Origin of the sequence: Novosphingobium sp. (assembly GCF_036820275.1) — a bacterium.
Taxonomy (GTDB): Bacteria; Pseudomonadota; Alphaproteobacteria; order Sphingomonadales; family Sphingomonadaceae; genus Novosphingobium.
On record NZ_DAISLT010000003.1, the window covers coordinates 19,793 to 44,012 of the forward strand.

Below are 24,220 nucleotides of genomic sequence, written 5' to 3' on the forward strand. Positions count from 1 at the left end.
CCCTTCTGTCTAGTCGGATTTACCGCGCCTCAGATGAGGGTGACGGCAAATGCCAGAGCGCTCACACCCAGCGCTGCGGCAAAACCGAACGTCTTTTCGACGATGGTCATTGAAATGCTCCTGCAAACATCTTGTTTTCTTTTTATCGCATGCATGGCTCTTCTTGTCGCTCATGCTGCAAGTGCGAGATAGGCTTCATTGGAATTTTCGCAACGTCAAAAGAAACAATCTTGCTTGCAAGTAATGCAACTCAAATCCGGTTCCGCGCCACGTCCCGCGCCCGTTACCGCAAGGGCTTGCGAAATCCGGCCCATCGTACTGGACACCTGCACTATCCCCCTATAGTGGCCGGCCATGACTAATCCGACTCCTGACCAGACTACGCAGACGTCCGATTCCATCCTAATTGTCGATTTCGGCAGTCAGGTAACGCAGCTGATCGCACGCCGCGTGCGCGAAGCCGGCGTCTATTCCGAAATCGCTCCGTTCAATGCCGCGAAGGAAGCCTTCGCCCGCATGAACCCGGCCGGCGTGATCCTGTCCGGATCGCCTGCCTCGGTGCTCGACGAGAACGGCCCGCGCATCCCTGCGGAGATTCTCGAGAGCGGGCTGCCGATGCTCGGCATCTGCTACGGTCAGCAGTCGTTGATGCACCAGCTCGGCGGTGAAGTGCTGTCCGGCGATTCGGGTGAATTCGGCCGCGCCTTCATCGAGATCGGTGACGATTGCGCGCTGTTCGACGGTCTCTGGGCCAAGGGCGAAAGCCACCAGGTGTGGATGAGCCACGGCGACAAGGTGACCAGCCTCGCCCCCGGCTTCCGCCCGGTGGCATCGAGCGCCGGCGCACCCTTTGCAGTGATCGCCAACGACGAGAAGCGCATCTACGCGATGCAGTTCCACCCCGAAGTCGTGCACACGCCCGACGGCGGAAAGCTGCTCAAGAACTTCGTCCGTCACGTCTGCGGCCTTGCCGGCGACTGGACCATGGCCGAGTTCCGCAAGACCAAGATCGACGAGATCCGCGCCCAAGTCGGCAACAAGCGCGTGATCTGCGGCCTGTCGGGCGGTGTTGATTCCGCGGTTGCCGCCCTGCTGATCCATGAAGCGATCGGCGACCAGCTGACGTGCGTCTTCGTCGACGGCGGTATCCTGCGTATGGGCGAGGCCGAGCAGGTCGTCAGCCTGTTCCGCGGCCACTACAATATCCCGCTGGTCCACGTCGATGCCTCGACGCTGTTCCTCAAGGGTCTTGAAGGCGTCACCGACCCCGAGGCCAAGCGCAAGTTCATCGGCAAGACCTTCATCGACGTCTTCGAGGACGAAGCGAAGAAGATCGGCGGCGCCGAGTTCTTGGCGCAGGGCACGCTCTATCCGGACGTGATCGAATCGGTCTCGTTCACCGGCGGTCCCTCGGTGACGATCAAGAGCCACCACAACGTCGGCGGCCTGCCCGAGCGCATGAACATGAAGCTCGTCGAGCCGCTGCGCGAACTGTTCAAGGACGAAGTTCGCGTGCTCGGCCGCGAACTGGGCCTGCCGGAAGTCTTCGTGGGTCGCCATCCGTTCCCCGGACCGGGTCTCGCGATCCGTATCCCCGGCGAAGTGACGCGCGAACGCTGCGACATCCTGCGCAAGGCCGACGCGATCTACCTTGAGGAAATCCGCAATGCCGGCCTCTACGACGCGATCTGGCAGGCCTTCGCAGTGCTGCTGCCGGTGAAGACCGTGGGCGTCATGGGCGACGGTCGCACATACGACAGCGTCTGCGGCCTGCGCGCGGTCACATCGACCGACGGCATGACCGCCGACATCTATCCCTTCGATGCCGCCTTCCTGTCGCGCGTGGCGACCCGCATCATCAACGAGGTGAAGGGCATCAACCGCGTGGTCTACGACTATACCTCGAAGCCGCCGGGCACGATCGAGTGGGAGTGATTTCCTCCGCATCATGAATTCGCGAAGAGCCGGTTTCCTTGGGGGGACCGGCTCTTTTCGTTTCAGAGCAGGAGTTTCGGGCCTTCCAGCTTCAGCAGAAACGCTTTGGTCTCCAGTCCTCCTGCAAATCCGGTGAGGGAGCCGCTGGCACCGACCACGCGGTGGCAGGGGGCGATGATCGAGATCGGGTTGCGGCCGTTCGCCGCACCGACCGCGCGGCTGGCGGTGGGGTTGCCGAGCGCTCGGGCGAGTTCGCCGTAGCTGCGGGTCTCGCCGAAGGGGATCGTCAGGAGTTGAGCCCAGACGCTTTTCTGGAAATCGGTGCCGCGGAAGTCGAGCGGGAGGTCGAACGCGCGGCGTTCTCCTGCGAAGTATTCGGCCAGTTGCGCGGCGGTGCGGGCGAGAACCGGGTGGTCGGCCATGTCCTGCACTTCGCCGAGCCGCACGCGGGCGGGATCGTCGTTTTCCCAGAGCACGGCGACGAGTCCGGCATCGCTGGCGATCAGGGTCAGTTCGCCGACGGGCGAAATCATCGTGCTGCGGGCGAGGGCCATGTGGGTGTCCTTGCGTGTTCGGCGCGTGTGTTCGGTATGGTCATGGCAGGTACACGGCAGGCCAGACGCTGCAAGGAATTCCTTGATTTCTGAGAGGCGTCCGGGATGAATGCTGGGGAAGGAGTTCACGGAATTGGAAATTTTCGAAGCGCGTGCCGGGGATCGCGAGGCCGTCATCGCGCTCTGGCGCGAGGCGGAACTGACGCGGCCGTGGAACGACCCGGTTGCGGATTTCGATCTGGCGCTGGCCAATTCGACCAGTACGGTGCTGATCGCCCGCGATGGTAGCGATGCGGCAGGCACGATCATGGTCGGTTTCGACGGGCATCGCGGCTGGGTCTATTACCTTGCCATTGCGGAGGCTCGCCGCCGTCGGGGGATTGCGCGGCTGCTCATGCAGCGCGCTGAAGGATGGCTGGCGGCGCTGGGGTGCCCGAAGACGCAACTGATGGTCCGGGGCGAGAATGCGGCGGCGTTGGGGTTCTACGCTGCGCTCGGTTACGAAGTGCAGGACGTGTTCACGCTGGGCCGACGGCTCGACGATCGGTGATGCCGGAAAAGCGGCCGTGGTTTGCGCCGCGGCCGCTTTCTCGGGATTGTCTCGAAAGCCCTATCTGGAGGCCGTGGCTTTGGGCTTCGTATAAGGCACGAAGTCCTGCAAGCCCACGAACCCGTTCCACATGCTCGTCATCGTCCGATCCCGAAGCTGGACGGTGTCGAGACGGCAGAGCTGGCTCGAATATAGCTTCGTGACCAGGATATCGTCCGAATCCAGCGTATCGGCATTGGTCGGTCGGTTCACGTAGTACGTGCTGCCAACCTTATAAACGATAGCCGTCTTGTCGATGATCTGCGTGCTCTGGGACTGGTTGAGCGGAATGCAGTTCACCGGCTTTCCGGCTACACGGCCATCGAGAATCTTGGCGAGTTGCTCCTCGCCGGTCAGTTTTTGTCGTGCGTACACGGTGGGCGCGGCAAGCAGGCTGGCCGCGATCAGCGTGGCGCCGACGACATGCTTCAGTAACATGGTCTTTACCTCACTTTCCCAACCCTAGATCGACGGTATGCCACGGTTCGTCTGAACCTGCGCTGAAATTTTTGGGTCGTTTGACGTCGCGGCGGACAAAAGACCCAAACGAATTACGCCGTGCCGCCGACGGTGATGCCTTCGATCAGCAGGGTGGGCTGGCCGACACCGGCGGGCACGCTCTGGCCGCCCTTGCCGCAGACGCCGACGCCGCGATCGAGTTCGAGGTCGTTGCCGATGCCGGTCACGCGGGTCAGCACCGAGGGGCCGTCGCCGATCAGCGTCGCGCCCTTGATCGGGGCGCCGAGCTTGCCGTTCTCGACCTTGTAGGCCTCGTTGCACGAGAACACGAACTTGCCCGAGACGATGTCGACCTGGCCGCCGCCCATCGACTTCACGAAGATGCCGTTCTTCATGCGCGAGAGCAGTTCGGCGGGATCGTCGTTGCCCGCTTTCATGAAGGTGTTGGTCATGCGGACCTGGGGGGCGTGGGCATAGTTCTCGCGGCGGCCGTTGCCGGTCGACTGGACGCCCATAAGGCGCGCGTTCATGCGGTCCTGCATGTAGCCCTTGAGGATGCCGTCCTCGATCAGCACGGTTTCCTGCGTCGGCGTGCCCTCGTCGTCGATCGAGAGCGAGCCGCGGCGGTCGGCGATCGAACCGTCGTCGACGATGGTGACGCCGGGCGCGGCGACGCGCTCGCCGATGCGGCCCGAGAAGGCGGATGTGCCCTTGCGGTTGAAATCGCCCTCAAGCCCGTGGCCGACGGCTTCGTGCAGGATGACGCCGGGCCAGCCGGGTGCGAGCAGCACGGTCATTTCGCCTGCGGGTGCATCCACGCTTTCGAGATTGACGAGCGCCTGGTTCAGGGCGGTATCGATCGCGCGGTTCCAGTTGGCCGGGTCGAACAGTGAATCGTAGAGGTGACGGCCGCCCATGCCGAAGGAGCCGGTCTCGCGGCGGCCGTTGCTTTCGGCGACGATCGAGACGCTGAGGCGCACCAGCGGGCGTACGTCGGTGGCGATGAAACCGTCGGGCCGGACGATCTCGATCACCGACCACTGGCCGGTCAGGCTGGCGCTGACTTGCGAGACGCGCGGGTCGCGGGCGCGGGCGGCAGCGTCGATCGTCTCCAGCAGCTTCACCTTCTCCTCGAAGGGCACGAGGTCGAGCGGCGAGACGTGGGTGTAGAGGTGGCGGTTGCTCTTTTGCGGCGCTGCGGCGCGCACGGCACCGGCGGGATCGAGCAGCTGCAGGGTCTCGCCCGCGCGGCGGATGGCGGCGGGGGAAATCTCGTTGGCGTGGGCGAAGCCGGTCATCTCACCGGTGACGCCGCGCAGGCCGAAACCGGCATCGCGCGAATAGTCGGCGGTTTTCAGGCGGCCGTCATCGAAGCCGAAGGCCTCGGTGGCCATGAACTGCATGTAGAGTTCGCCGTCCTCGCAGTTGCGCAAGGTCTCGGCGGCGAGCGCCTGGGCGTCCTCGGGCGAAAGCTGGCGGTAGAGGAGCGAGCGCGGATCGGTGATGGTCATGCCCCCCGATATAGGCCGCACGTGGCAGGAGGCAATAAAGGGAGTGGGGCCGGGCGCATGTTCCAGCTTGTCGCTGGGCGCCCGGCGCTAAGTCCGGATCAAGCCAGGCCGAGGAACAGGCCGGCCAGCGCGGCGCTCATCAGGTTCGAGAGGCTGCCCGCGCAGAGCGCGCGGACGCCGAGGCGGGCGATGATGGGGCGCTGGTTCGGAGCGAGGCTGCCGGTCACCGCCATCTGGATGGCGATCGACGAGAAGTTCGCAAACCCGCACAGGGCAAAGGTGACGACGGCAACGGTGCGCGGGGACAGCGCGGTCATCTGGCCGAGATCGATGAAGGCCACGAATTCGTTCAGCACGATCTTGCTGCCGAACAGGCTGCCGGCCTGCATCGCTTCGTGCCAGTCTGGCGTGGCGAGCAGATAGAAGACCGGGGCGAAGATATAGCCGAGCAGGCCCTGGAAGGTTACGCCGGCAAAGCCGAACAGGCCGCCGATCCAGCCGACGAGGCCGTTGGCCAGCGCGATCAGCGCCACGAAAGCGAGCACCATGGCGCCCACCGCCACCGCCAGCTTCACGCCGGTCTGGGCGCCCTGCGAGGCGGCCATGATGATGTTGGCGGGCTTTTCTTCCTCGTGCTCGACGGCTTCCGGCTCGTCGACGTGGACGCCGGGCAGGTGGGTGACGTCGGCGCGGTTCAGCGCGGCGGCGGCGGCGCCTGCCGGGGGCAGGGTGCCTTCGTGCACGTCCGCTTCCTCACCCGCGACGGTCTCGACGGGGACAGGTCGCGGATCGGGCATGATCATCTTCGCCATGAAGATGCCGCCCGGTGCCGACATGAAGGCGGCGGCGACGAGGTAGTCGATGCGGATGCCCATCGAGGCATAGGCGGCCAGGATCGTTCCGGCGACGCCTGCGAGGCCCACGCTCATCACGCAGAACAGCTGCGAGGGATTGAGTGCGGCGAGGTAGGGGCGGATCACCAAGGGCGCTTCGCTCTGGCCGACGAAGATGTTCGAGGCCGCGCAGAGGCTCTCGACCTTGCTAATGCCGGTCAGCTTCTCCAGCCCGCCGCCGATCCAGCGGACCACCAGCGGCATGATCTTGAGGTAGTAGAGGATCGAGATCAGCGAGGCGAAGAAGATGATCACCGGCAGGGCGGAGATGGCGAAGCTGTGGCCGCCGATCTCGGGACTGGCGAGCGGGCCGAACAGGAAGTCGACACCGGCGTGGGCATAGCCGAGCAGGCTTTCCACGCCCGAGGCAGCGCCGCCGAGCAGGTCCTTGCCCAGCGGAACGTAGAGCACGAGCGCGGCAAGACCCGCCTGAAGGGCAAAGGCCGCACCGACCACGCGCAGCCGGATCGCCCGGCGATCGGTGGAGAGCAGAAAGGCGGCGACCATGATGAGAACGATGCCGAGCAGGCTGTAGGCGACGTGCATCGTGCCCATTTCTCCGAAAATACGTGCTGAATCTGTGCGCAAACCTAAAGGGGCGCATTCGTGACGGCTAGTGCAATTGTTCCAAGCCCGTTAGAGCATCGCCATGGAACCGCAAGCCCCGGCAAGCGCGCAGTCACGCGCGATTCTCATTCCCCGCTCCATGTTCGTCTTCTCCACGCTCTATGGCGGGCTGGTCGTTCTGGCGGGCGTCCTGGGCATCAAGATCGCCTATCTCGGCAACTGGCCGGTGCTGGGCGACCTCGCCGTCGAATCCGGAATCTTCGCGTTTCTGCTGCTTGTCGTGCTGTCGAGCGCGGTGGCGGAACTGCACGGCACGAAGGTCGCCAATCGCCTCGTGCGCTTCGGGTTCATCCCGCTGATCGTCTCCATGTGCCTGTTGACGCTGGTGATCCACGTCGTCCCGCCTGCTCCGTTCTGGGACGACCAGGAGGCCTATGCCCGCCTGCTGGGCCAAGGTGCACGCATGCAGTTCGCGGGCCTCGTGTCCTACGGCGTGTCGCAGACCCTCAATGTCACGGTGTTCGCGCGGCTTTCCGCCGGAAGCGAAGGGCGGATGCTGATGCTGCGGGCCTGGATCGCCAGCCTGCTGTCGCAAGTCGTGGACACGCTGATCTTCATCACGATCTCCTTCGCGGGCGTCTTGCCGATCTGGGACATCATGGGCGGACAGATCATCGCCAAGCTGGTGCTCTCGACGATCATGGTGCCGCCGTTCATCTGGCTCTTCGTGAAGCTCGGCCGGAAACTCGACGGAGCGTGAAATAATTTGGCGGTCTTGTGCGGGAAACTGGCTTTAAATTCTGAGCAGGGGGGCTAATAGCGCCCCATGCCGATTCCGCACGATCCCGCCATGCTCTCGAAAGCCGAGACGCTCGTCGATGCGCTGCCCTATTTGCAGCGTTATGCCGGTCGCACGTTCGTCGTGAAGTACGGCGGCCATGCCATGGGCGATCCCGAACTGGCGCGCGATTTCGCGGAAGACGTGGTCCTGCTCAAGGCCGTGGGCATCAACCCCGTGGTCGTCCACGGCGGCGGCCCGCAGATCGGCGCCATGCTCAAGACCATGGGCGTCGAATCGCGCTTCGTGGATGGACTTCGCGTCACCGACAAGGAGACGGCGAAAGTCGCCGAGATGGTGCTCTCGGGCGTCATCAACAAGGAAATCGTCGGCTGGATCGCCGGAGCCGGCGGCAAGGCCATGGGCATTTCCGGCAAGGACGGCGGCCTCGTTACCGCGAGCAAGGTGCAGCGCACCGCCAAGGACCCGGACAGCAATATCGAGCGCGTCGTCGATCTCGGTTTCGTGGGCGAGCCCGCGAAGATCGACACCAGCGTGATCGAGACGATCTCGGCGGCGGGCATGATCCCGGTCATCGCTCCGATCGCGCCGGGCGAGGACGGCCAGACCTACAACATCAATGCCGATACGATGGCCGGTGCCGTCGCCGCGGCGCTCGGCGCCTCGCGCCTGTTCCTGCTCACCGACGTGCGCGGCGTGCTCGACAAGCAGGGCGAACTGCTGACCGACCTGACCCCTTCCGACATCGTCAAACTCCAGCAGGACGGCACGATCACGGGCGGCATGATCCCCAAGCTCGAAACCTGCATCCATGCGGTCGAGGCGGGCTGCGAAGCCGCCGTCGTGCTTGACGGGCGGGTTTCCCATGCCATGCTGTTGGAAATATTCACGCAGGAAGGTGCAGGCACGCTGATCCGGGCGGGCTGAACGACCTGCAAGAGGAACTATCCGGCTGAAAGGCGTTTCAAGCCCAATGCGTAATACCGTCGTCATCGCCAGTGCCGTTTCGGCCGTCGCCCTCCTGCTCGCCGCATGCAACCAGGAACCGATAGCCGAGCCCAGCAGCGATGCGACGGCAGCGGCAAGCGAGGCCATCGCCGCCTCGGAAGAGCCCAGCGGAGATGCGTCCGAAGCCGCCCAGAGCGGCCTCGCGGCCCAGCTCGACCAGACCGCGCTGGGCGAGCGCCGCGATCCCGAGCGGGTCCTGCGCTATTACATCAATGCCCTGCGCATCGGCGACTGGGACGATGCCGCCAAGGCCTGGACCCTCGACGCGCAGATGACGCCGAACCGTCTGGCCGAGGAATTCGGCGGCGATGCCGGGCCCCGGATCGCGCTGGGCCGGGGCGATACCAGCACGGCCGCCGGTTCGATCTACTACGAGGCGCCGGTCGTGCTCGATTTTGCCGATGGCCGACCGGCACGGCGCGGCAGCATCGTCCTGCGCCGCGTGAACGATGTGCCCGGCGCCAGCGAGCAGCAGCTGAACTGGCGTATCGAGCGGATGTCCACCGTCACGCGTTGATGGTTTGGAAAATGCCGTTTCTGGCATTTTCGTTGCGGCACCGGCCTTCTCGCCCTGCGGCTCTGTAACCGAGCGTTGCCGGAACTGTCCGGCTCCGTTCCCGCGCTTGCTCCACCCGCCTTGCCTCGGCTATCAGGCGCAGGCTTCATTCCTCAGAAAGGCCCCACGCCCATGCTCGGCGGTGTGATCAACGCCCTTATCTACCTCGTGCAGATCCTGACCACGCTCGTGCTCGTCCAGTTCGTGCTCAGCCTGCTGATCTCCTTCAACGTGGTGAACCTGCACAACCGCTTCGTCGAGGCGATCTGGCGCGCGCTCAATGCGCTGCTCGATCCGATCCTCGGCCCGATCCGGCGGATCATGCCCAATACCGGCGGAATCGACTTCTCGCCGATGGTGCTGATCATCAGCCTCAACGTGATCATCATGATCCTCCAGCCGATGGCCTATGCCTGACATGAGCGCCGCAAACATCATCGACGGAAAGGCCTTCGCCGAGGGCCTGCGCACCCGCATCGCCGCCGTCGCCGCCGATTTCGAAGCGAAGGCCGGCCGCAAGGCAGGGCTCGCGGTCGTGCTCGTGGGCGAGGACCCGGCCAGCCAGGTCTATGTCCGCAACAAGGGCAAGCAGACCCTGGCCGCAGGCATGGAGAGCTTCGAGCACAAGCTGCCCGCCGAGACTTCGGAAGCGGACCTGCTGGCCGTGGTCGAGCAGCTCAACGCCGACCCGGCGGTGGACGGCATCCTCGTCCAGCTGCCGCTGCCGTCGCACATGAACGAGCAGAAGGTCATCGCCACCATCAATCCCGACAAGGACGTGGACGGCTTCCATGTCGTCAATGTAGGGCGTCTCGCCACCGGCCTGCCGGGCTTCGTGCCCTGCACGCCGCTGGGCTGCGTGATGTTGCTGAAGGACAAGCTGGGTTCGCTGTCCGGCCTCGATGCCGTGGTGATCGGTCGCTCGAACATCGTCGGCAAGCCGATGGCGCAACTGCTGATCGCCGAGAGCTGCACCGTCACCGTTGCGCATAGCCGCACCAAGGACCTGCCCGAAGTCGTGCGCCGTGCCGATATCGTGGTGGCCGCCGTCGGCCGTCCGGAGATGGTCAAGGGTGACTGGCTCAAGCCCGGCGCGACTGTGATCGACGTGGGCATCAACCGCGTTCCCGCTGCTGAGGAAGGCAAGACCAGGCTGGTAGGCGATGTCGATTTCGCTTCGGCCGCCGCGGTCGCGGGCGCCATCACCCCGGTTCCGGGCGGTGTCGGGCCGATGACCATCGCCGTCCTGCTGCGCAACACGGTGGTCGCGGCCCATCGCAACGCCGGTCTTGCGCTGGACGAGACCGCGCTTTGAGCCGAGTTCCGGCCCGGCGCCTGACAGCCTTCGCCGGCGGGATCGCCATTCTGGCGCTTGCCGCCGGCCCGGCCGATGCCAGGCGCCGTCCGGAATATGCCCCCGGTGTCGGCACCGCCAATCCCAGCGCCCTTGTCGCGGCCGAGATCGCCTTTGCGCGGACGGCGCGCGAGAAGGGCCAGTGGAAGGCCTTCGACGAATTCGCCGACGATGAGGCGGTCATGTTCGTGCCCGAGCCGGTGCGCGCCAGGGACTGGCTCAGCGGCCGCAAGGAACCGGCTGCGCCGGTGCAGTGGCAGGCCTCGCAAGTCTGGATGAGCTGCGACGGCACTCTGGGTGTCACCAAGGGCGGCTGGCAGCAGCCGGACGGCTCGGTCGGCTATTTCACGACGATCTGGCAGCGGCGCAAGAAGGGCGACTATCGCTGGGTGCTCGACCAGGGCGACACACTGCCGCCGGCGCAGGCGGTGCCGAATTCCGACACGCTCTCCGCCTCGGTCGCCGATTGCGCCCGCCCCGGCGAACGGTCGGAGCCCGAGGCCCTGGTGGTCGAGGGCAAGGCCCCGAAGACGGCGCCGGGCATGGACGGCAAGGGGCGCTCGAAGGACGGCACCTTGCGCTGGAGCTATCACGTCAATGCGGACCATTCGCGTTCGCTGTCGGTCTCGCTGCTGAAGAACGGGACGATGACCGAAGTGCTACGTAGCGACGTAGCGGCGCCCAAGGCGCAATAAGGGGCCAAGGGGCAAAAACGCGCATGTATGAAATCTTCCTCAGCGCCTTCGTCACGCTGTTCGTGGTGATCGATCCGCCGGGCTGCGCACCGATCTATGCCGGGCTTTCGGCAGACGCGAGCCGCTCGCAGGCGATCTCCATGGCCGCGCGCGCCTGCATGATCGCGACCGCCATCCTCGTGGTCTTCGCGCTGTTCGGTGCGCGGCTGCTGGGCGCGCTGCATATCGAACTCAACGCCTTCCGCATTGCGGGCGGCATCATGCTGTTCATGATCGCCATCGACATGGTCTTCGAAAAGCGCACGCAGCGCCGCGAGGAACGGGCCGAGAAGATCATCGCCCACCATGCCGAGACGCCCGAAGTGGATGACGTCTCGGTGTTCCCGATGGCGATGCCGATGCTGGCCGGACCTGGCTCGATCGCGACGATCATGCTGCTGACCTCGCGCGCACACGGGATGGAGCAGACACTCGCGGTGCTGGCGGCGATGATCGCCGTGATGGCGCTGAGCTTCGCCGCGCTTGCCGCTGCCGGGCCGCTGATGCGGGTGCTGGGCGACAAGGTGGAGGCGGTGATCACGCGCCTTCTCGGTGTGCTGCTGGCGGCGCTGGCCGCGCAGTACGTGATCGACGGGGTGAAGACGGTCCTGCTGCAATAGCGGCGGAATTCATCGCAGGTTCAGCGGTTTGAGCCAGTCTCACCCTTCTCCGCCAGAGGAGGGTGCGATGCTCCGCTTGCTGTCTGCCTGTTCCGCCGGAGCACTGCTCCTCACCGTCACTGCCGCCAACGCCCAGATCGTCGGACCTCTTCCTTCCGGCGACAATGGCCTGCCTGACCATCACGCCCGAAGCGAGGCGGATGACGCGCGTTATCGGCTGGACTTGCGCCAGCCCGAGCGCACGATTCGCGAGGGGCGCAAATCCGGAAGACTTTCCCGGCAACAGGCCAAGGCATTGCGCAAGGAGGGGCGCATGATCCGCGCGATGGCAGCGCGCTACGGCAGCGACGGGCTTTCCGCGTCGGAAGCGCGCGAACTGGACATGCGCGCTCGCGCGCTCGACAGCCTTGCCGGTGCGCCCGGCGGCGGTCGCTGAGTTTATTGCAGGGTCACGCCGTCGTCATCGTCGTCCGAGTGGCGGCCGAAGAACTGCATGAGTTGCACCAGCAACTCGCAGCGGGCGGGCAGGCTTTCGGCTTCGAGCAGGGCCTGCTTGGCGGCGGCGTCGAACGGGGCGATCTGCGAGACGCCGTTGATCAGCGCCATGTCGTCGAGCCGGCCGACCTGGTCCCAGTCCACCGCATAGCCCTGCGCATCGGCGAAGCGCTTCGCCTCGCGCTCGAAGCTGGCGCGCTCGATGGGGGCGAGCACTTCATCCTCGCGCTCGATCAGGAGTTCGGCCTCGATCTGCCGGAACGGCGTCGTCACGTCGAGTTCGCGGGTCACGCGAAACCGTGATTCGCCGGTCAGCACGATGTTGAAGCGCCCGTCTTCGAGCGCCTCGACATCTCCGATGCGGCCGAGGCAGCCGATCGAGAACAGCGGCGCGCCCTCGACCGGGCGCTGCGGCTGGATCATGCCGATGCGCCGGTCGCGGGCGAGGGCATCGCTCACCATCGCCCGGTAGCGGGGCTCGAAGATATGGAGCGGCAATTGCAGCCCCGGATAGAGCACCGCGCCCGGGAGCGGAAAGATGGTGATTCGCGCCACGTCAGCCGAACAGGACGGTGGAGAGCTTGCGGCGGGTCGCCGAGACCCACGGGTCCTCCAGGCCGGTCGCCTCGAAGATCTGCAGAAGCTTGGCGCGCGCGGCGCCCTCGTTCCATTCGCGGTCGGCAGCGACCATGCGCAGCAGCGTGTCGGCGGCGGCATCGCGCTCACCCGCAGCGAAAGCGGCGTTGGCGAAAGCCAGCTGCGCGTCCATGTCGGCGGGACGTTCGGCGGCGGCGGCGCGCAGGGCGGCGAGTTCGCTGTCCTCCGGCTTGTCCTTGGCGAGCGTCAGCGCCGAACGGGCGCGTTCGACGAGCGGATCGGCGGCAAGCGCGGGTTCGAGGCCGGCGAGCACCTGCTCGGCTTCGTCAATGCGTCCGGCCAGCACCAGCGCGCGCACGAAGCCGGCAATGACTTCGGCGTTTTCCGGCGCCAGTTCGAGGATCTGCATGAAGATCGCGGCGGCGCGTTCGCCATCGCCTTCGGACAGGGCTTCCTCGCCCATGGCGATCAGCGGCGCGAGGTCCTGCTGCGGCTCGGCGCCGCCCGGCTGAATGGGAAGCTGCGAAAGCAGCTGGTCCAGCGTCTGCTTGAGCTGCGATTCGGTGCGGGCATTGGTCAGGTCGGCCACCGGCTGGCCCTGGAAGATCGCATAGACCGTAGGGATCGAGCGCACCTGGAACTGCGAGGCGATGAACTGCTCTTCATCGACATTGACCTTGGCGAGGATCACGCCCTTGTCGGCATATTCGGCGGCGACCTTTTCCAGCACCGGCGTCAGCGCCTTGCAGGGGCCGCACCATTCGGCCCAGAAATCGAGAATCACCAACTGCGTCATCGACGGTTCGGCCACCGTCTTGCGGAACCGGTCGACGGCCTTCTGTTCGTCGAGGTTGAGACCCATGCTGGCCAAGATACGTGCTCCCGTAAATCGAATGGCGTAAAAAACGAATGGCACCCTAGATCGTCCTTCGGGACGGGTTTGTGAAGGGTGGTTGTCGGTTTTGGTTCGCTTCCGCCGAGAAGGCCGGTGCGGCCCGCGCAGCTCCGCTCACCTGGAAAAACCCGATATTACGGGATTTTGAAAATTCTTTCGATTTTCCTCTTGCAGGCCCCAAAGGTCACTGCTAGTGGCGCGCCTCCACCCCGGACCTGCCGGACAAACCAGCAGGTCTCGAACGTCAGAGCGGGCGTAGCTCAGGGGTAGAGCACAACCTTGCCAAGGTTGGGGTCGAGGGTTCGAATCCCTTCGCCCGCTCCAGTTCACATAGGGACTCCCGGTTCGCCGGAAGTCTCCGAAACGCCAGAGCGGGCGTAGCTCAGGGGTAGAGCACAACCTTGCCAAGGTTGGGGTCGAGGGTTCGAATCCCTTCGCCCGCTCCAGTTTCCTTCCGTGGAAATCCAGACACACCGAAACCTGATATTCGCACTACGCGAATATCCAGAGGCGCGCGCTCTATCGCGAGGCGTTTTGCGTTTCCTGCGGCGCAGCCATCATGTCTCCCGACGCAGCCTTGGGGCGCGAGACGGAGTGTGCAGGGCGCGGCCTCGACAGCAACGGGATGCAGGGGCGATGGCCCCTGCTGTTCCCTTTGTTCTTAGAACGAAATCACCGCTTCCCCGATCGCATTCCACACCTGCCCGAGTTGATCGTCGGTGATGCAGTAGGGCGGCATGACATAGACGGTGTTCCCCAGCGGCCGCAGCAGCACATCCCGTTCGCGGAAGAACGCCATGAGGCGCGGCGCAAGGTCACTCATATAGCCGCTGGTGCCGCTGGTTCTGAGGTCCAGTGCCGCGATCGTGCCGATCGTGCGGGGATTGTCGAAGTGGCAGAACTTGCCGAGCTTCTCGATCCACGTCGCCTGCTTCCCGGCCAGCGCGGCGATGCGGTCCAGCACCGGTTCCTCGCGCCAGATCGCCAGGTTCGCGGCGGCGGCGGCGCAGGCGATCGGGTTGGCCGTGTAGCTGGAGGAATGGAAGAACATCCGCGCGCGGTCGGGGGAGTAGTGCGCCTCGAAGATCGGCTCGCTGGCCATGGTGACCGCGAGCGGCACCGCGCCGCCGGTCAGCCCCTTGGAGAGGCAGAGGATGTCCGGGACGATCCCGGCCTGCTCGCAGGCGAGCAGGGTGCCGGTGCGGCCCCAGGCGGTCATCACTTCGTCGGCGATGAACAGTACGCCGTACCGCGCGCAGATCGCGTGCATCGCCGCCAGCGTTTCGGGCGGATAGACCAGCATGCCGCCCGCTCCGAGGAGCAGCGGCTCGACGATCAATGCAGCGGTGTCCGGCTGGCGGCAGAGCGCTTCGAGTGCGTCCAGCGCGGCCTGCTCGGCGCCTGCTGCGGGGAAAGGAATGCGGCCGACATCGAACAGCAGCGGATCGTAGGGCTGGTTGAACACCCCGCGCTCGCCCACGGACATCGCACCGATGGTGTCGCCGTGGTAGGAGTGCTCCATCACGACGATGCGGTGGCGATTTTCTCCTCGCCAGTGCCAGTAGCCGAGCGCCATTTTCAGCGCGACTTCCACGCTGGTCGATCCCGAATCGGAGAAGAAAACCCGTGTCAGGCTTTCCGGCATGATGGCGCGCAGGCCTGCGGCGACCTGTTCGGCGGGTTCGTGCGTCCATCCAGCGAAGATGATCTGGTCCAGCTTTTGCGCCTGTTCCGCAATTGCCGCCTTGATGCGCGGATGGGAATGGCCGTGCGTCGTCACCCACCACGAGGAAACGGCGTCCACCACGGCTCTGCCGTCTGCCGTGTGGAGCAAGGCGCCCTCGGCATGGGTGACGAGCGGAACCGGCTCCTTCAGGCCGTGCTGCGTGAAGGGGTGCCAGACCGATGATGTCATGCCCTGAAGTCCTCGATATGGAAGTTTTCGGCGAAGGCCCCGGCCAGGTTCTCGGGTGTCAGGGAGGCGAGGCGGGGCAGGCGGCCGAGGCGGCGGACCTGGCCCATGGCGCAGATCGTCGCTTCGCTGTCCTCCACCGGATCGCCGACGAAAGCCACGCCCAGTACTTCGACGCCGCGTGCGCGGAGCGCCTCGATGGAAAGCAGCGAATGGTTGATCGTGCCGAGCATCGTGCGCGCCACCAGCACGACCGGCGCGTTCCAGCGCGCGAACTGGTCGGCATAAGTCATCGTGCGGGTGAGCGGGACGAGGACGCCGCCTGCGCCTTCGACGACCAGCGGACCGTCGACTTGCGGCAGGGCGAGGCGCTCGGGATCGATATCAACCCCGTCGATCTCGGCGGCGAGGTGCGGTGAGCAGGGTGTGGTCAGCCTATAGGCCTCGGGCAGGATATGGCTGGCGGGCAGGCCGGACAGGCGGCCGACGCGGTCGCCATCGCCGCCGTCTTCCTCAAGGCCCGCCTGGACCGGCTTCCAGTAATGCGCGCCGAGGGCGCCCGCGAGCGCGGCGGCGAAGACGGTCTTGCCGATCTCGGTATCGGTTCCGGTGACGATAAGAGGTCTCATGAAGGGCTCGATTCTCGGTGTAAGTGGCAGGTGACGACTTCGTAAGTCACGTTGCATCCGCTTTGGGCGAATCTCGCCATGACGCGGCGAAGCTGGCCGGGGGAAAGCGGGCGGTGGCTGGCCTCGGCGGTCTGGGCGCCAATGGCCTTGAGCGCGTGGAGAAAGGCCAGCGGGTTTGCATGGTGCTCGACAAGGTTCTCGACCGCGTGGACGTGGTCTCCGAAGGCCGCGACGCCTGCGAAGCGGGGGGTGCCAGGTTCGAGACCTTCCGCCTCGTGCGCGGCGCGCCATTCGGCGAAGCTGTTGGGACCGAGTGTCGTCACCATCAGGTGTCCGCCCGGCGCTAGCCATTCCGCCATGCGCGAAAGGGCGGCGGGGGCATCGTCGAACCACTGCACGGCGAGGCTGGAGCAGATCAGGTCGAACGGCCCATCTTCGGGCTTGCCGTATTCGCCGTCGAGCACGGCAAAGCGGTGCTGCGCGCTGTCGCCCAGACGACTGCGGCAGCGTTCCAGCATTTCGGGCGAGAGATCGGTGACGAGCCAGTCGCCGCCAAGCCCGGCAAGGGCCTGCGTAAGGAAGCCGGTGCCGCAGCCGATCTCCAGCACGCGCGGCTTGTCGGGCAAGTCGAGCGCGGCGATCCGGGCCGCGAGGGCCTGCGCGACCTCGCGCTGGATGCGGGCGTGGCCGTCGTAGTCGGGAGCGGCGGCAAAGGCGCGGCTGACGCGCTCGCGAGGCGCGTTCATGCCAGAGCCTCGATTGTTTCGCGCACCGCCTGTGCGCAGAATTCCGGCGCTTCGAGCGGCAGCAGGTGGCTGCCCGTTGCGCACTCGATCCGGCGCACGGATGCATTCCGGAACGTCTGCGTTCGCATCGCGTCGGGCAGGAGCGGATCGTTCGCGGCTTGGAGCGAGACGATGGGAACGGAGGAAGTTGGCGCTTCCTCGTCGCGCAGCCGCACGAGGTCGCCGTGCAGCAGGGGGGCATCGATCTCGCCGAAATCCGCGTCTGCGCCGCATTGGCGGCGGAATTCCGCGAGCACGGCGCGCGGGTCTTCGCCGAAGCGCCGCAGCATGCGGTCGAGCACGCGGACCGGCACGCCGGGATGGCCCGGACGTGCGGAGAAACGCTCGAAACCGTTGATCGCGAGCACGCCGACGAGATCCTCGGGCGGGTCGGTGAGCACGCGCATGGTGCCGAAGGAATGGGTTATCGCGAGGCAGGGGCCTTCCACGGTCAGGGCCCTTGGCCTGCCGAAGTAGCCGCGATCGTCGATCTCCACCGGCAGGTCGGACAAGAGATCTGCCAGCGGCGTCCAGAATGTCCGGTCGAAGCCCCAGCCATGGGCGAAGAGCAGTTTCACCGGCAGGCCTCGATCGCGTTCAGCAGAGTGTCGATATCGCTCGGCGCATGGGTTGCCCGCAGCGCCAGGCGCAGGCGGCTGGTGCCGGGTGGTACCGTGGGCGGGCGGATCGCGGAGGCGAGCAGTCCGCGTTCCTCCAGCTTGCGCGAGAGGTCGAGCGCGGCGGTTTCCGCGCCGATCACGGCGGGGACGATCTGCGTGCTCGATGCGCCGTGATCGATGCCCAGCGTGGCGAGTCCGGAGCGCAGCCGCTCGCCCAGCGCGGCAAGGTGGGCACGCTCGGCGTCCATCCCCGGTACGAGATCGAGCGCGGCATCGATGGCGCCTAGCACGGCGGGCGGGGGCGCGGTGGTGAAGATGAAGCCGCTCGCCGCATTGACGAGGTAGTCGATCATGACCTGCGATCCGGCGACATAGGCGCCGAAACCGCCCAGCGCCTTGCTGAAGGTGCCCATGATCAGGTCGATCCCGCCGGGCACTTTCGCCGAGAGGCCCGCGCCGTCGGGGCCGAGCACGCCGGTGGCATGGGCCTCGTCGACGAAGAGGAAGGCGTCATGGCGGGCAGCGATCTCCGCCAGGCGGGCGATGTCGGCGCGGTCGCCGTCCATCGAGAACACGCTTTCGGTCAGGATCAGCCGGGCGGGGGCTTCGGCGCCCTTGGTGGAGAGCAGTTCCTCCAGATGATCGAGATCGTTGTGGCGGAAGCGGTGCTGGCGGGTGCCGGAAATGGCGAGGCCTGCATGCATGGAGGCGTGGATCAGCCGGTCGGTGAAGACGGCTGCGCCCTGAGAAGCGGAGTTGGGAGAAGCGGAGTTGGGCACGGCGGCAATCAGGGCAGGGATCACCGCTGCATTCGCCTGCCAGCCGCTGGCGAAGACGAGCGCGGCTTCGGCATGCTTGAACCGGGCAATGCGCGCTTCGATCGCGAGATGGGCCGCGCTGGTCCCCGTCACCAGCCGCGAGGCGCCGGAGCCGGTGCCGTGGGCCTCGGTCCAGGCGCGGGCGCGCTCGATCAGCAGGGGATGGCGGGCAAGGCCGAGATAGTCGTTGCTGGAAAAGTCGATCAATTCGCGTCCGTCGCGGCGGACGCGGCCCCCGTCTTGGAGTGCGGCGGGGCGCAAGGTGCGGCGTTGTCCGGCGCGGTCGATTCGATCGAGTGCCGCTGCGAAGAAGGAATCGAGCCTGCTCATCCCGCCAGCCGGTATGGCAAGCGGCCTGCCGGCACAATGGGGAGTGGGCAGAAGAAACCGTAACCCATCGATTTCACGGCGTGCGGGGAAGCCGCCGGGCCTTTCGTGCGTTGGAGGAGAAACGAAAAAATCGAAGGATGCCCGCCCGATGCGTTCCCTGCCGCTTTCCCTCGCTGCCGTCTTGCTGCTGTCCGCCTGCCATTCCGGCGAGAACGGCGCAGGAGAAGGGCAGGCGCCTGCGAAGTCGAGCGATCCCTTAGCCTTCGCGTCCGCGCCCGGCGGCGGGCAGGCCGAAGCAGCCGACAGTATCGTCTTGCGCGCGCAAGTCGCGCTGGACCGGCAGGGCTTCACTTCGGGCGTGATCGACGGGCGCGAGGGCGCGTCTTATGCACTGGCGTTGCGCGGCTTCCAGGAAGCGCGCGGGCTACCGACGAGCGGCAAGCTCGATCCGGCGACGCAGCAGGCGCTCCTTGCCGGCAAGGAGCCCGCCACGCGCCGTGTCGTCATTCCCGCTGCCTTCGCGCGCGGACCTCTCGTGCCCGACTTGCCCAAGGACATGGCGGGCCAGGCGAAGTTCGACCGTCTTGGCTATCGCACTTTGTCAGAGGCTTTGGCCGAACGCTTCCACACGACGCCGGAGACTCTGCTGGCGCTCAACGGGCCGGGAACGGTGCTCGGGGCGGGGCGCACGATCCGGGTGCCGAATATCCCCGACGCCGCTCTCGCCGACATTCCCGACGACAAGACCGGCTGGGCGAAGACCCTGCAAAGCCTTGGCGTTGCAGCCGAGCAGCCCAAGGCGGACCATATCGTCGTCGACAAGTCGGATGGTGCCCTCAGGGCCTACGACGCGGGCGGCAAGCTGATCGCGCAGTTCCCGGTCACCACCGGCAGCGGCCACGATCCGCTGCCGCTCGGCACCTGGAAGATCGTCGGCGAGGCGCGCAATCCGGACTATCACTTCAATCCCGACCTGTTCTGGGACGCAAAGAAGAACGCCAAGGACAAGTTGCTGCCGCCGGGGCCGAACGGCCCGGTCGGCGTGGTCTGGCTCGATCTTTCCAAGGAGCATTACGGCATCCACGGCACGCCCGAGCCGCAGAACATCGGCAAGACCGAGAGCCATGGCTGCGTACGTCTGACGAACTGGGACGCGGCACGACTGGCACAGATGGTCTCGGCGGGCACGAAGGTGGTGTTTCAGGCTTAGTCGCGAAATTCGCCTTCAGCGAATTTTCAAACGAACTCGACAAGCCTGGTAAACGCCGCGCTAAGGCTGGCGGGATGGACAGAGCCTTGGCCGGGACGGATCGAATCCGCCCATCTTGTGCTCTACCCCGCGGGAATCCTAGTCCTCGCTAGGCAAAATCCGCTGTCATAAATCAAGGACCTGCCATGAAATTCCGCCCCACCCTTGCCCTTGCGATCGTAGCCGTTCCGGCTGCTCTTTTCGCCGCCGCCGCACCGGCCGCCGCGCAAGTGACGGCCGAGGCCAATGTGGCACGGGCGGAAGGGGACTGGGGCGGTGAACTCGCGGTGGGCGTGCCGGTGATCTCGGACGGCGGCTTCAGCATCACGCCGGGCGCCGGCGTGTTCTTCCACCACCGCGACCACCCCGGCTATTTCAACCAGGATTCGCAGTGCTTCAGCAAGTCCAGCGGCGACCGCGTCTCGGACGGCAAGTGCGATAACTCGGGGACCAAGATCTTCGGCAAGGTGGAGGCGATGTACCGCCTGCCGACCTCGCTGGGCTTCGGCGTCGGTGCGCGCCTGATCGGCGATAACGTGCGGGCATACGGCACCGTATCGATGCCGCTGCTGCCCCGGATCGACGTGAAGGGCAATTTCGGCGACCACTATCTGGCCGCGGGTCTCCAGGCCCGGTTCTGATCGGTCGACGGCGGCGGCCTACCAGCCCTCTATGAGATCGAGGTAGGCCACCACGTCATTATCGGTGGCGATGAACAGGCCGTCCTGCACGTCTTCCGGCTGACGGGCGGCCATGTCCATCGCTTCCGACAGGGTGCCGTAGAACAGGGTGCTGGCTGCGCCCCCGTCCGGTCCGGAATCAAGGTGGTAGAGGCGCACGGTGGCGTCGAGATAGGTGGTGCGCATCAGTCTTGCCCTTCCGCTTCGGGATGCTCGCGTCTGGCGCCCTCTACCGTGCGGGTGAGGCGCGCGGCTTCGGCCTCGGTTGCGCTGCGCTCGGCTTTGGTGCGGCCATGGCGCGCGCGATTGGCGTCCGCCTGATGCTTGTCGGCATCGCGCGCCTTGGCCTTGCGGGCCATGCGGAGGTTGATGATCTCGGCCATGGCGGCCTTGTTACCCCGCCGGCTCTGTGAGTGGAAGAGCGCGGCTGTCAGTTACATTCCGATGCCGAGGGCACGCCCGATGAAGATCAGCGCGATGGCGCCGATGATCGAGGCCAGGCATCCGGCCCGCTGGAAGTCGCCCTGCCCGCGCGTGGTGACGAGACCGGCCAGAAGCGAGCCGCCGATGCCGAGCAGGATCGTCGCGATCCAGTTCATCGGCACGGCGCCGGGATAGATATAGCGCGCCAGCACGCCGATCAGGAAACCGCTGATGATGGCACTGATGATGTTGATCATGTCTTGTCGAAATCCTTCGGGCCGGACGGGAGCCGGGTAGGGGAGGCTGCGCGTCCTAAAGTCGTGAGCAGGGCGCGGGTTGCAATCGGGTCTCGTCGAAAGGCGTACCGTGCCCGACGGGAAGCGGGCCGGGATTCGCCGGATCGGCTTCCATCCGGAGAACCGGGGCCGAAGAATGGGGAAACGCCGATCAAGTGTCTCGACAGAGGGGGAATGTCCGCAAATCCGGCGACTCGTTTCGTCGTAAACGGGATTCGTTTCACCGCCGTTTTATGTGGAAAAATTTTTAGCATGGCTCTCGAAATAGCCCCTTGCGCAAGAGCGGGATGAAGGAGTTCCCACGCGTCGCGAGACCCCTTCGGCTGTAAAGGGGCAAGACTTGCCGGGCTCTTCCACAAGGCCTGCCCCCTTGCGTCAAATTTCAGAACAGGCACTATGGGTTGTGGCGCGTCGATCGCGGGGCATCTAGACCTAGAGAAATCGTCCTTGGGCAGTCAGGTGGCCCGAAAGGCGGTTTTCCGGTGTCCGGAGCATCTTGCGAGCAGCGCGCGCCAGGGTCGGTCAGGAATTTCGTGATCAGTTTTGGTGTCCGTCTGCGGTGCGTCGGTCGACGAATCGGGACGGGCGTCGAATGGTTGGGCCGGACCTGGTGCAATGCTGAACGCGCTTTTTGGCGCTTCGATGACATGATCCGGAAACGGGTCGGGAAAAACGGGCGGCTTTAAGCAGATTTCGAGCAATCGGGGGGCGCAATTGGATTTCAGGAACGGAAGCGACGCTGACGTGAACAGCTCCGACGTAATGCAGGCAGATATGATTCAGGATGATGGGCAGGTTGAAATGCCCGGTTTCGAGACGACGCCGCGGGCTCCGGCCCCTACGATTGAAACGGTTAAGCCTGAAAAGGTCGCCGAAAAGGCGAAAACCGTAAAAAAGGTAGCGGCGAAAAAGGAAAAGGAGGCGGGCGAGAGCCCGGCGATCGCGATGGACAAGACCGATACCGCTACGGCCGCTCTTGTGGCCGACGCCATGCTGGCGGCCGTTACTGCTGCTCCCGAAGCAAAGGCGCGTCCCGATTCGAAGACGATCAACGCGCGCCGCTTCACCATCGTCACCGACGATTCGCGTGATGCGCTGCTGACCGACTTCGGCAAGGAAACGCTCGACGACCGCTACCTGCTGCCCGGCGAGAAGTATCAGGACCTCTTCGCCCGCGTGGCCGATGCCTATGCGGACGATCAGGAGCACGCCCAGCGTCTCTACGACTACATCTCCAAGCTGTGGTTCATGCCTGCCACCCCCGTTCTCTCGAACGGCGGCACCGGGCGCGGTCTTCCCATCTCGTGCTACCTCAACTCGGTGGACGACAGCCTCGAAGGCATCGTCTCCACCTGGAACGAGAACGTCTGGCTCGCTTCGCGCGGCGGCGGCATCGGCACCTACTGGGGCAACGTGCGCGGCATCGGTGAGCCGGTCGGCCTCAACGGCAAGACCAGCGGCATCATCCCGTTCGTGCGCGTGATGGATTCGCTGACTCTCGCGATTTCGCAGGGTTCGCTGCGTCGCGGTTCGGCAGCCTGCTATCTCGACGTCTCGCACCCCGAGATCGAGGAGTTCCTCGAGATCCGCAAGACTTCGGGTGACTTCAACCGCAAGGCGCTCAACCTGCACCACGGCGTGCTGCTGACCGACGAGTTCATGGAAGCCGTCCGTGACGGCAAGGACTTCGACCTCAAGAGCCCCAAGGACGGTTCGGTGCGCGGCACCGTCCACGCCCGCTCGCTGTTCCAGAAACTGGTCGAGGTCCGCCTCGCCACCGGTGAGCCTTACCTGGTGTTCTCCGACACCGTGAACCGCACGATGCCCAAGCATCACCGCGATCTCGGCCTCAAGGTCTCGACCTCGAACCTTTGCTCGGAAATCACTCTGCCGACCGGCCGCGACCACCTCGGCAACGACCGTACCGCCGTGTGCTGCCTCTCCTCGCTCAACCTGGAAACCTGGGAAGAGTGGAAGGGCGAGAAGCGCTTCGTCGAAGACGTGCTGCGCTTTCTCGACAACGTCCTCCAGGACTATATCGACCGCGCGCCGGACGAGATGGCCCGCGCCCGCTATTCCGCCGCGCGTGAACGTTCGGTCGGCATGGGCGTCATGGGCTACCACTCGTACCTCCAGAAGCGCGGAATCGCCTTCGAGAGCGCGATGGCCAAGGCGCTGAACATGCAGATGTTCCAGCACATCGCCGCCAAGGCGGACGAGGCCTCGCTCATGCTCGCGCAGGAACGCGGTGCCTGCCCGGATGCGGCCGACATGGGCGTGATGCAGCGCTTCAGCTGCAAGATGGCGATCGCGCCCACCGCGTCGATCTCGATTATCTGCGGCGGCACTTCGGCCTGCATCGAGCCGATCCCGGCGAACATCTACACCCACAAGACGCTCTCGGGCTCGTTCGTGGTGAAGAACCCGTACCTGGAAAAGCTGCTTGCCTCGAAGAGCAAGGATTCCAACAACGTATGGAATTCGATCCTGGAGCACGGCGGCTCGGTCCAGCACCTCGACTTCCTGACGCCGGACGAGAAGGCGGTCTACAAGACCAGCTTCGAGATCGACCAGCGCTGGCTGCTCGAATTCGCGGCCGACCGCACGCCCTATATCGACCAGGCGCAGTCGCTGAACCTGTTCATTCCGGCCGACGTCGACAAGTGGGACCTGATGATGCTGCACTTCCAGGCCTGGGAGAAGGGCATCAAGTCGCTCTACTACCTGCGCTCGAAGTCGGTGCAGCGCGCGGGCTTCGCGGGCGGCGGCGGTGTCGAGGCGGACAACACCCCCGAAGCGCCCAAGTTCGAGATCGGCGAGACCACCGACTACGACGAGTGCCTGGCCTGTCAGTAACAGGCTGATTGGAAGTCACGATTTTACGGAGACCCCGGTGAGCCGAGCTTGCCGGG

General features: G+C 65.5%; 28 protein-coding genes and 2 tRNA genes. 15 read left to right on the forward strand and 15 right to left on the reverse strand.

What is annotated here, in order from left to right:
• Positions 1-29: 29 nt before the first annotated feature.
• Positions 30-155, reverse strand: a complete 126-nt coding sequence (locus tag V7066_RS02865; protein ID WP_334181740.1) for a hypothetical protein — start codon at positions 153-155, stop codon at positions 30-32.
• A gap of 199 nt (positions 156-354) precedes the next feature.
• On the opposite strand from V7066_RS02865, the gene guaA reads away from it, so the two are divergent.
• On the forward strand, positions 355-1,935 hold the full coding sequence (gene guaA, locus V7066_RS02870; protein WP_334181741.1) for a glutamine-hydrolyzing GMP synthase: 1,581 nt from the start codon (positions 355-357) through the stop codon (positions 1,933-1,935).
• A gap of 62 nt (positions 1,936-1,997) precedes the next feature.
• Here guaA and V7066_RS02875 read toward each other — a convergent pair whose 3' ends face one another.
• Positions 1,998-2,489, reverse strand: a complete 492-nt coding sequence (locus V7066_RS02875; protein ID WP_334181742.1) for a methylated-DNA--[protein]-cysteine S-methyltransferase — start codon at positions 2,487-2,489, stop codon at positions 1,998-2,000.
• Positions 2,490-2,622: 133 nt separating this feature from the next.
• Between V7066_RS02875 and V7066_RS02880 the strand changes: the two genes are divergently transcribed.
• A complete protein-coding gene (locus V7066_RS02880; RefSeq protein WP_334181743.1) occupies positions 2,623-3,039 on the forward strand; it encodes a GNAT family acetyltransferase in 417 nt (138 codons plus the stop codon).
• 60 nt (positions 3,040-3,099) lie between these two features.
• Here V7066_RS02880 and V7066_RS02885 read toward each other — a convergent pair whose 3' ends face one another.
• From V7066_RS02885 to V7066_RS02895, 3 genes are all read right to left on the reverse strand, one after another.
• Entirely contained in the window at positions 3,100-3,516 is a 417-nt protein-coding gene (locus V7066_RS02885; RefSeq protein ID WP_442947295.1) for a hypothetical protein, read from the reverse strand.
• Between the two features lie 113 nt (positions 3,517-3,629).
• On the reverse strand, positions 3,630-5,048 hold the full coding sequence (gene tldD, locus V7066_RS02890) for a metalloprotease TldD (RefSeq protein ID WP_334181744.1): 1,419 nt from the start codon (positions 5,046-5,048) through the stop codon (positions 3,630-3,632).
• A gap of 98 nt (positions 5,049-5,146) precedes the next feature.
• Positions 5,147-6,487, reverse strand: coding sequence for a NupC/NupG family nucleoside CNT transporter (locus V7066_RS02895; RefSeq protein ID WP_334181745.1), 1,341 nt, complete (start codon positions 6,485-6,487; stop codon positions 5,147-5,149).
• Between the two features lie 103 nt (positions 6,488-6,590).
• On the opposite strand from V7066_RS02895, the gene V7066_RS02900 reads away from it, so the two are divergent.
• From V7066_RS02900 to V7066_RS02935, 8 genes are all read left to right on the forward strand, one after another.
• On the forward strand, positions 6,591-7,268 hold the full coding sequence (locus V7066_RS02900; protein ID WP_334181746.1) for a queuosine precursor transporter: 678 nt from the start codon (positions 6,591-6,593) through the stop codon (positions 7,266-7,268).
• 66 nt (positions 7,269-7,334) lie between these two features.
• Complete coding sequence (gene argB / locus V7066_RS02905; protein WP_334181747.1) at positions 7,335-8,234, forward strand: acetylglutamate kinase; 900 nt, start codon at positions 7,335-7,337, stop codon at positions 8,232-8,234.
• A gap of 46 nt (positions 8,235-8,280) precedes the next feature.
• Positions 8,281-8,832 carry a hypothetical protein gene (locus tag V7066_RS02910; protein ID WP_334181748.1) on the forward strand — a complete coding sequence of 184 codons (552 nt, stop codon included), beginning with the start codon at positions 8,281-8,283 and terminating at the stop codon, positions 8,830-8,832.
• Positions 8,833-9,003: 171 nt separating this feature from the next.
• Entirely contained in the window at positions 9,004-9,288 is a 285-nt protein-coding gene (locus tag V7066_RS02915) for a YggT family protein (RefSeq protein WP_147216720.1), read from the forward strand.
• A 1-nt stretch (position 9,289) separates the two neighbouring features.
• Positions 9,290-10,186 (forward strand): bifunctional methylenetetrahydrofolate dehydrogenase/methenyltetrahydrofolate cyclohydrolase FolD, encoded by an 897-nt coding sequence (gene folD / locus V7066_RS02920; protein WP_334181749.1) that lies wholly within the window; start codon positions 9,290-9,292, stop codon positions 10,184-10,186.
• A complete protein-coding gene (locus V7066_RS02925) occupies positions 10,183-10,920 on the forward strand; it encodes a hypothetical protein (RefSeq protein ID WP_334181750.1) in 738 nt (245 codons plus the stop codon). Before folD ends, V7066_RS02925 begins: the two co-directional genes overlap by 4 nt.
• A gap of 23 nt (positions 10,921-10,943) precedes the next feature.
• Complete coding sequence (locus V7066_RS02930; protein ID WP_334181751.1) at positions 10,944-11,579, forward strand: MarC family protein; 636 nt, start codon at positions 10,944-10,946, stop codon at positions 11,577-11,579.
• Positions 11,580-11,646: 67 nt separating this feature from the next.
• The gene (locus V7066_RS02935) at positions 11,647-12,015 is read left to right on the forward strand and encodes a hypothetical protein (RefSeq protein WP_334181752.1); all 369 of its coding nucleotides are present in this window, start codon (positions 11,647-11,649) and stop codon (positions 12,013-12,015) included.
• Positions 12,016-12,017: 2 nt separating this feature from the next.
• Here the strand turns inward: V7066_RS02935 and V7066_RS02940 are convergent, their stop codons facing one another.
• Both V7066_RS02940 and V7066_RS02945 read right to left on the reverse strand, forming a co-directional pair.
• Positions 12,018-12,629 carry an LON peptidase substrate-binding domain-containing protein gene (locus V7066_RS02940; RefSeq protein ID WP_334181753.1) on the reverse strand — a complete coding sequence of 204 codons (612 nt, stop codon included), beginning with the start codon at positions 12,627-12,629 and terminating at the stop codon, positions 12,018-12,020.
• A 1-nt stretch (position 12,630) separates the two neighbouring features.
• Complete coding sequence (locus tag V7066_RS02945) at positions 12,631-13,533, reverse strand: tetratricopeptide repeat protein (RefSeq protein WP_334181961.1); 903 nt, start codon at positions 13,531-13,533, stop codon at positions 12,631-12,633.
• Between the two features lie 282 nt (positions 13,534-13,815).
• Between V7066_RS02945 and V7066_RS02950 the strand changes: the two genes are divergently transcribed.
• Both V7066_RS02950 and V7066_RS02955 read left to right on the forward strand, forming a co-directional pair.
• A tRNA-Gly gene (locus V7066_RS02950) sits at positions 13,816-13,890 on the forward strand.
• A gap of 47 nt (positions 13,891-13,937) precedes the next feature.
• Positions 13,938-14,012 (forward strand) — tRNA-Gly (locus V7066_RS02955).
• A 215-nt stretch (positions 14,013-14,227) separates the two neighbouring features.
• Here the strand turns inward: V7066_RS02955 and V7066_RS02960 are convergent.
• Genes V7066_RS02960 through bioF form a run of 5 tightly spaced genes read right to left on the reverse strand, consistent with a single transcriptional unit; the run spans position 14,228 to position 18,660 of the window.
• The gene (locus V7066_RS02960; protein WP_334181754.1) at positions 14,228-15,481 is read right to left on the reverse strand and encodes an adenosylmethionine--8-amino-7-oxononanoate transaminase; all 1,254 of its coding nucleotides are present in this window, start codon (positions 15,479-15,481) and stop codon (positions 14,228-14,230) included.
• Positions 15,478-16,107, reverse strand: a complete 630-nt coding sequence (gene bioD / locus V7066_RS02965) for a dethiobiotin synthase (RefSeq protein WP_334181755.1) — start codon at positions 16,105-16,107, stop codon at positions 15,478-15,480. The genes V7066_RS02960 and bioD overlap by 4 nt, the downstream gene beginning before the upstream one ends.
• Positions 16,104-16,853, reverse strand: a complete 750-nt coding sequence (locus V7066_RS02970) for a methyltransferase domain-containing protein (protein ID WP_334181756.1) — start codon at positions 16,851-16,853, stop codon at positions 16,104-16,106. Before V7066_RS02970 ends, bioD begins: the two co-directional genes overlap by 4 nt.
• Complete coding sequence (locus V7066_RS02975; RefSeq protein ID WP_334181757.1) at positions 16,850-17,470, reverse strand: alpha/beta fold hydrolase; 621 nt, start codon at positions 17,468-17,470, stop codon at positions 16,850-16,852. Before V7066_RS02975 ends, V7066_RS02970 begins: the two co-directional genes overlap by 4 nt.
• Positions 17,467-18,660 (reverse strand): 8-amino-7-oxononanoate synthase, encoded by a 1,194-nt coding sequence (gene bioF / locus V7066_RS02980; RefSeq protein ID WP_334181758.1) that lies wholly within the window; start codon positions 18,658-18,660, stop codon positions 17,467-17,469. The genes V7066_RS02975 and bioF overlap by 4 nt, the downstream gene beginning before the upstream one ends.
• Positions 18,661-18,808: 148 nt before the next feature.
• On the opposite strand from bioF, the gene V7066_RS02985 reads away from it, so the two are divergent.
• Positions 18,809-19,870, forward strand: coding sequence for a L,D-transpeptidase family protein (locus V7066_RS02985; protein WP_334181759.1), 1,062 nt, complete (start codon positions 18,809-18,811; stop codon positions 19,868-19,870).
• Between the two features lie 185 nt (positions 19,871-20,055).
• Entirely contained in the window at positions 20,056-20,550 is a 495-nt protein-coding gene (locus V7066_RS02990; RefSeq protein WP_334181760.1) for a hypothetical protein, read from the forward strand.
• An 18-nt stretch (positions 20,551-20,568) separates the two neighbouring features.
• On the opposite strand, the gene V7066_RS02995 is transcribed toward V7066_RS02990, so the two are convergent.
• From V7066_RS02995 to V7066_RS03005, 3 genes are read right to left on the reverse strand one after another with little or no spacing between them, the layout of a single operon-like run.
• The gene (locus V7066_RS02995) at positions 20,569-20,775 is read right to left on the reverse strand and encodes a hypothetical protein (protein ID WP_334181761.1); all 207 of its coding nucleotides are present in this window, start codon (positions 20,773-20,775) and stop codon (positions 20,569-20,571) included.
• Positions 20,775-20,972 carry a DUF4169 family protein gene (locus V7066_RS03000; RefSeq protein ID WP_334181762.1) on the reverse strand — a complete coding sequence of 66 codons (198 nt, stop codon included), beginning with the start codon at positions 20,970-20,972 and terminating at the stop codon, positions 20,775-20,777. The genes V7066_RS02995 and V7066_RS03000 overlap by 1 nt, the downstream gene beginning before the upstream one ends.
• Before the next feature lie 51 nt (positions 20,973-21,023).
• Positions 21,024-21,269, reverse strand: coding sequence for a GlsB/YeaQ/YmgE family stress response membrane protein (locus V7066_RS03005; RefSeq protein ID WP_334181763.1), 246 nt, complete (start codon positions 21,267-21,269; stop codon positions 21,024-21,026).
• A gap of 984 nt (positions 21,270-22,253) precedes the next feature.
• Here V7066_RS03005 and V7066_RS03010 point away from each other — a divergent pair.
• Entirely contained in the window at positions 22,254-24,164 is a 1,911-nt protein-coding gene (locus V7066_RS03010; protein WP_334181962.1) for a ribonucleoside-diphosphate reductase subunit alpha, read from the forward strand.
• Positions 24,165-24,220 lie beyond the last annotated feature (56 nt).

Excerpts from the sequence above, each read along its gene's own strand:
- V7066_RS02865 (WP_334181740.1), bottom strand. The coding sequence starts at position 155 with ATGCATGCGATAAAAAGAAAACAAGATGTTTGCAGGAGCATTTCAATG.
- guaA (WP_334181741.1), top strand. The coding sequence starts at position 355 with ATGACTAATCCGACTCCTGACCAGACTACGCAGACGTCCGATTCCATC.
- V7066_RS02875 (WP_334181742.1), bottom strand. The coding sequence starts at position 2,489 with ATGGCCCTCGCCCGCAGCACGATGATTTCGCCCGTCGGCGAACTGACC.
- V7066_RS02885 (WP_442947295.1), bottom strand. The coding sequence starts at position 3,516 with ATGTTACTGAAGCATGTCGTCGGCGCCACGCTGATCGCGGCCAGCCTG.
- tldD (WP_334181744.1), bottom strand. The coding sequence starts at position 5,048 with ATGACCATCACCGATCCGCGCTCGCTCCTCTACCGCCAGCTTTCGCCC.
- V7066_RS02895 (WP_334181745.1), bottom strand. The coding sequence starts at position 6,487 with ATGCACGTCGCCTACAGCCTGCTCGGCATCGTTCTCATCATGGTCGCC.
- V7066_RS02900 (WP_334181746.1), top strand. The coding sequence starts at position 6,591 with ATGGAACCGCAAGCCCCGGCAAGCGCGCAGTCACGCGCGATTCTCATT.
- argB (WP_334181747.1), top strand. The coding sequence starts at position 7,335 with ATGCCGATTCCGCACGATCCCGCCATGCTCTCGAAAGCCGAGACGCTC.
- V7066_RS02910 (WP_334181748.1), top strand. The coding sequence starts at position 8,281 with ATGCGTAATACCGTCGTCATCGCCAGTGCCGTTTCGGCCGTCGCCCTC.
- V7066_RS02915 (WP_147216720.1), top strand. The coding sequence starts at position 9,004 with ATGCTCGGCGGTGTGATCAACGCCCTTATCTACCTCGTGCAGATCCTG.
- folD (WP_334181749.1), top strand. The coding sequence starts at position 9,290 with ATGAGCGCCGCAAACATCATCGACGGAAAGGCCTTCGCCGAGGGCCTG.
- V7066_RS02930 (WP_334181751.1), top strand. The coding sequence starts at position 10,944 with ATGTATGAAATCTTCCTCAGCGCCTTCGTCACGCTGTTCGTGGTGATC.
- V7066_RS02935 (WP_334181752.1), top strand. The coding sequence starts at position 11,647 with ATGCTCCGCTTGCTGTCTGCCTGTTCCGCCGGAGCACTGCTCCTCACC.
- V7066_RS02945 (WP_334181961.1), bottom strand. The coding sequence starts at position 13,533 with ATGGGTCTCAACCTCGACGAACAGAAGGCCGTCGACCGGTTCCGCAAG.
- V7066_RS02960 (WP_334181754.1), bottom strand. The coding sequence starts at position 15,481 with ATGACATCATCGGTCTGGCACCCCTTCACGCAGCACGGCCTGAAGGAG.
- bioD (WP_334181755.1), bottom strand. The coding sequence starts at position 16,107 with ATGAGACCTCTTATCGTCACCGGAACCGATACCGAGATCGGCAAGACC.
- V7066_RS02970 (WP_334181756.1), bottom strand. The coding sequence starts at position 16,853 with ATGAACGCGCCTCGCGAGCGCGTCAGCCGCGCCTTTGCCGCCGCTCCC.
- bioF (WP_334181758.1), bottom strand. The coding sequence starts at position 18,660 with ATGAGCAGGCTCGATTCCTTCTTCGCAGCGGCACTCGATCGAATCGAC.
- V7066_RS02985 (WP_334181759.1), top strand. The coding sequence starts at position 18,809 with ATGCGTTCCCTGCCGCTTTCCCTCGCTGCCGTCTTGCTGCTGTCCGCC.
- V7066_RS02990 (WP_334181760.1), top strand. The coding sequence starts at position 20,056 with ATGAAATTCCGCCCCACCCTTGCCCTTGCGATCGTAGCCGTTCCGGCT.
- V7066_RS02995 (WP_334181761.1), bottom strand. The coding sequence starts at position 20,775 with ATGCGCACCACCTATCTCGACGCCACCGTGCGCCTCTACCACCTTGAT.
- V7066_RS03000 (WP_334181762.1), bottom strand. The coding sequence starts at position 20,972 with ATGGCCGAGATCATCAACCTCCGCATGGCCCGCAAGGCCAAGGCGCGC.
- V7066_RS03005 (WP_334181763.1), bottom strand. The coding sequence starts at position 21,269 with ATGATCAACATCATCAGTGCCATCATCAGCGGTTTCCTGATCGGCGTG.
- V7066_RS03010 (WP_334181962.1), top strand. The coding sequence starts at position 22,254 with ATGGACAAGACCGATACCGCTACGGCCGCTCTTGTGGCCGACGCCATG.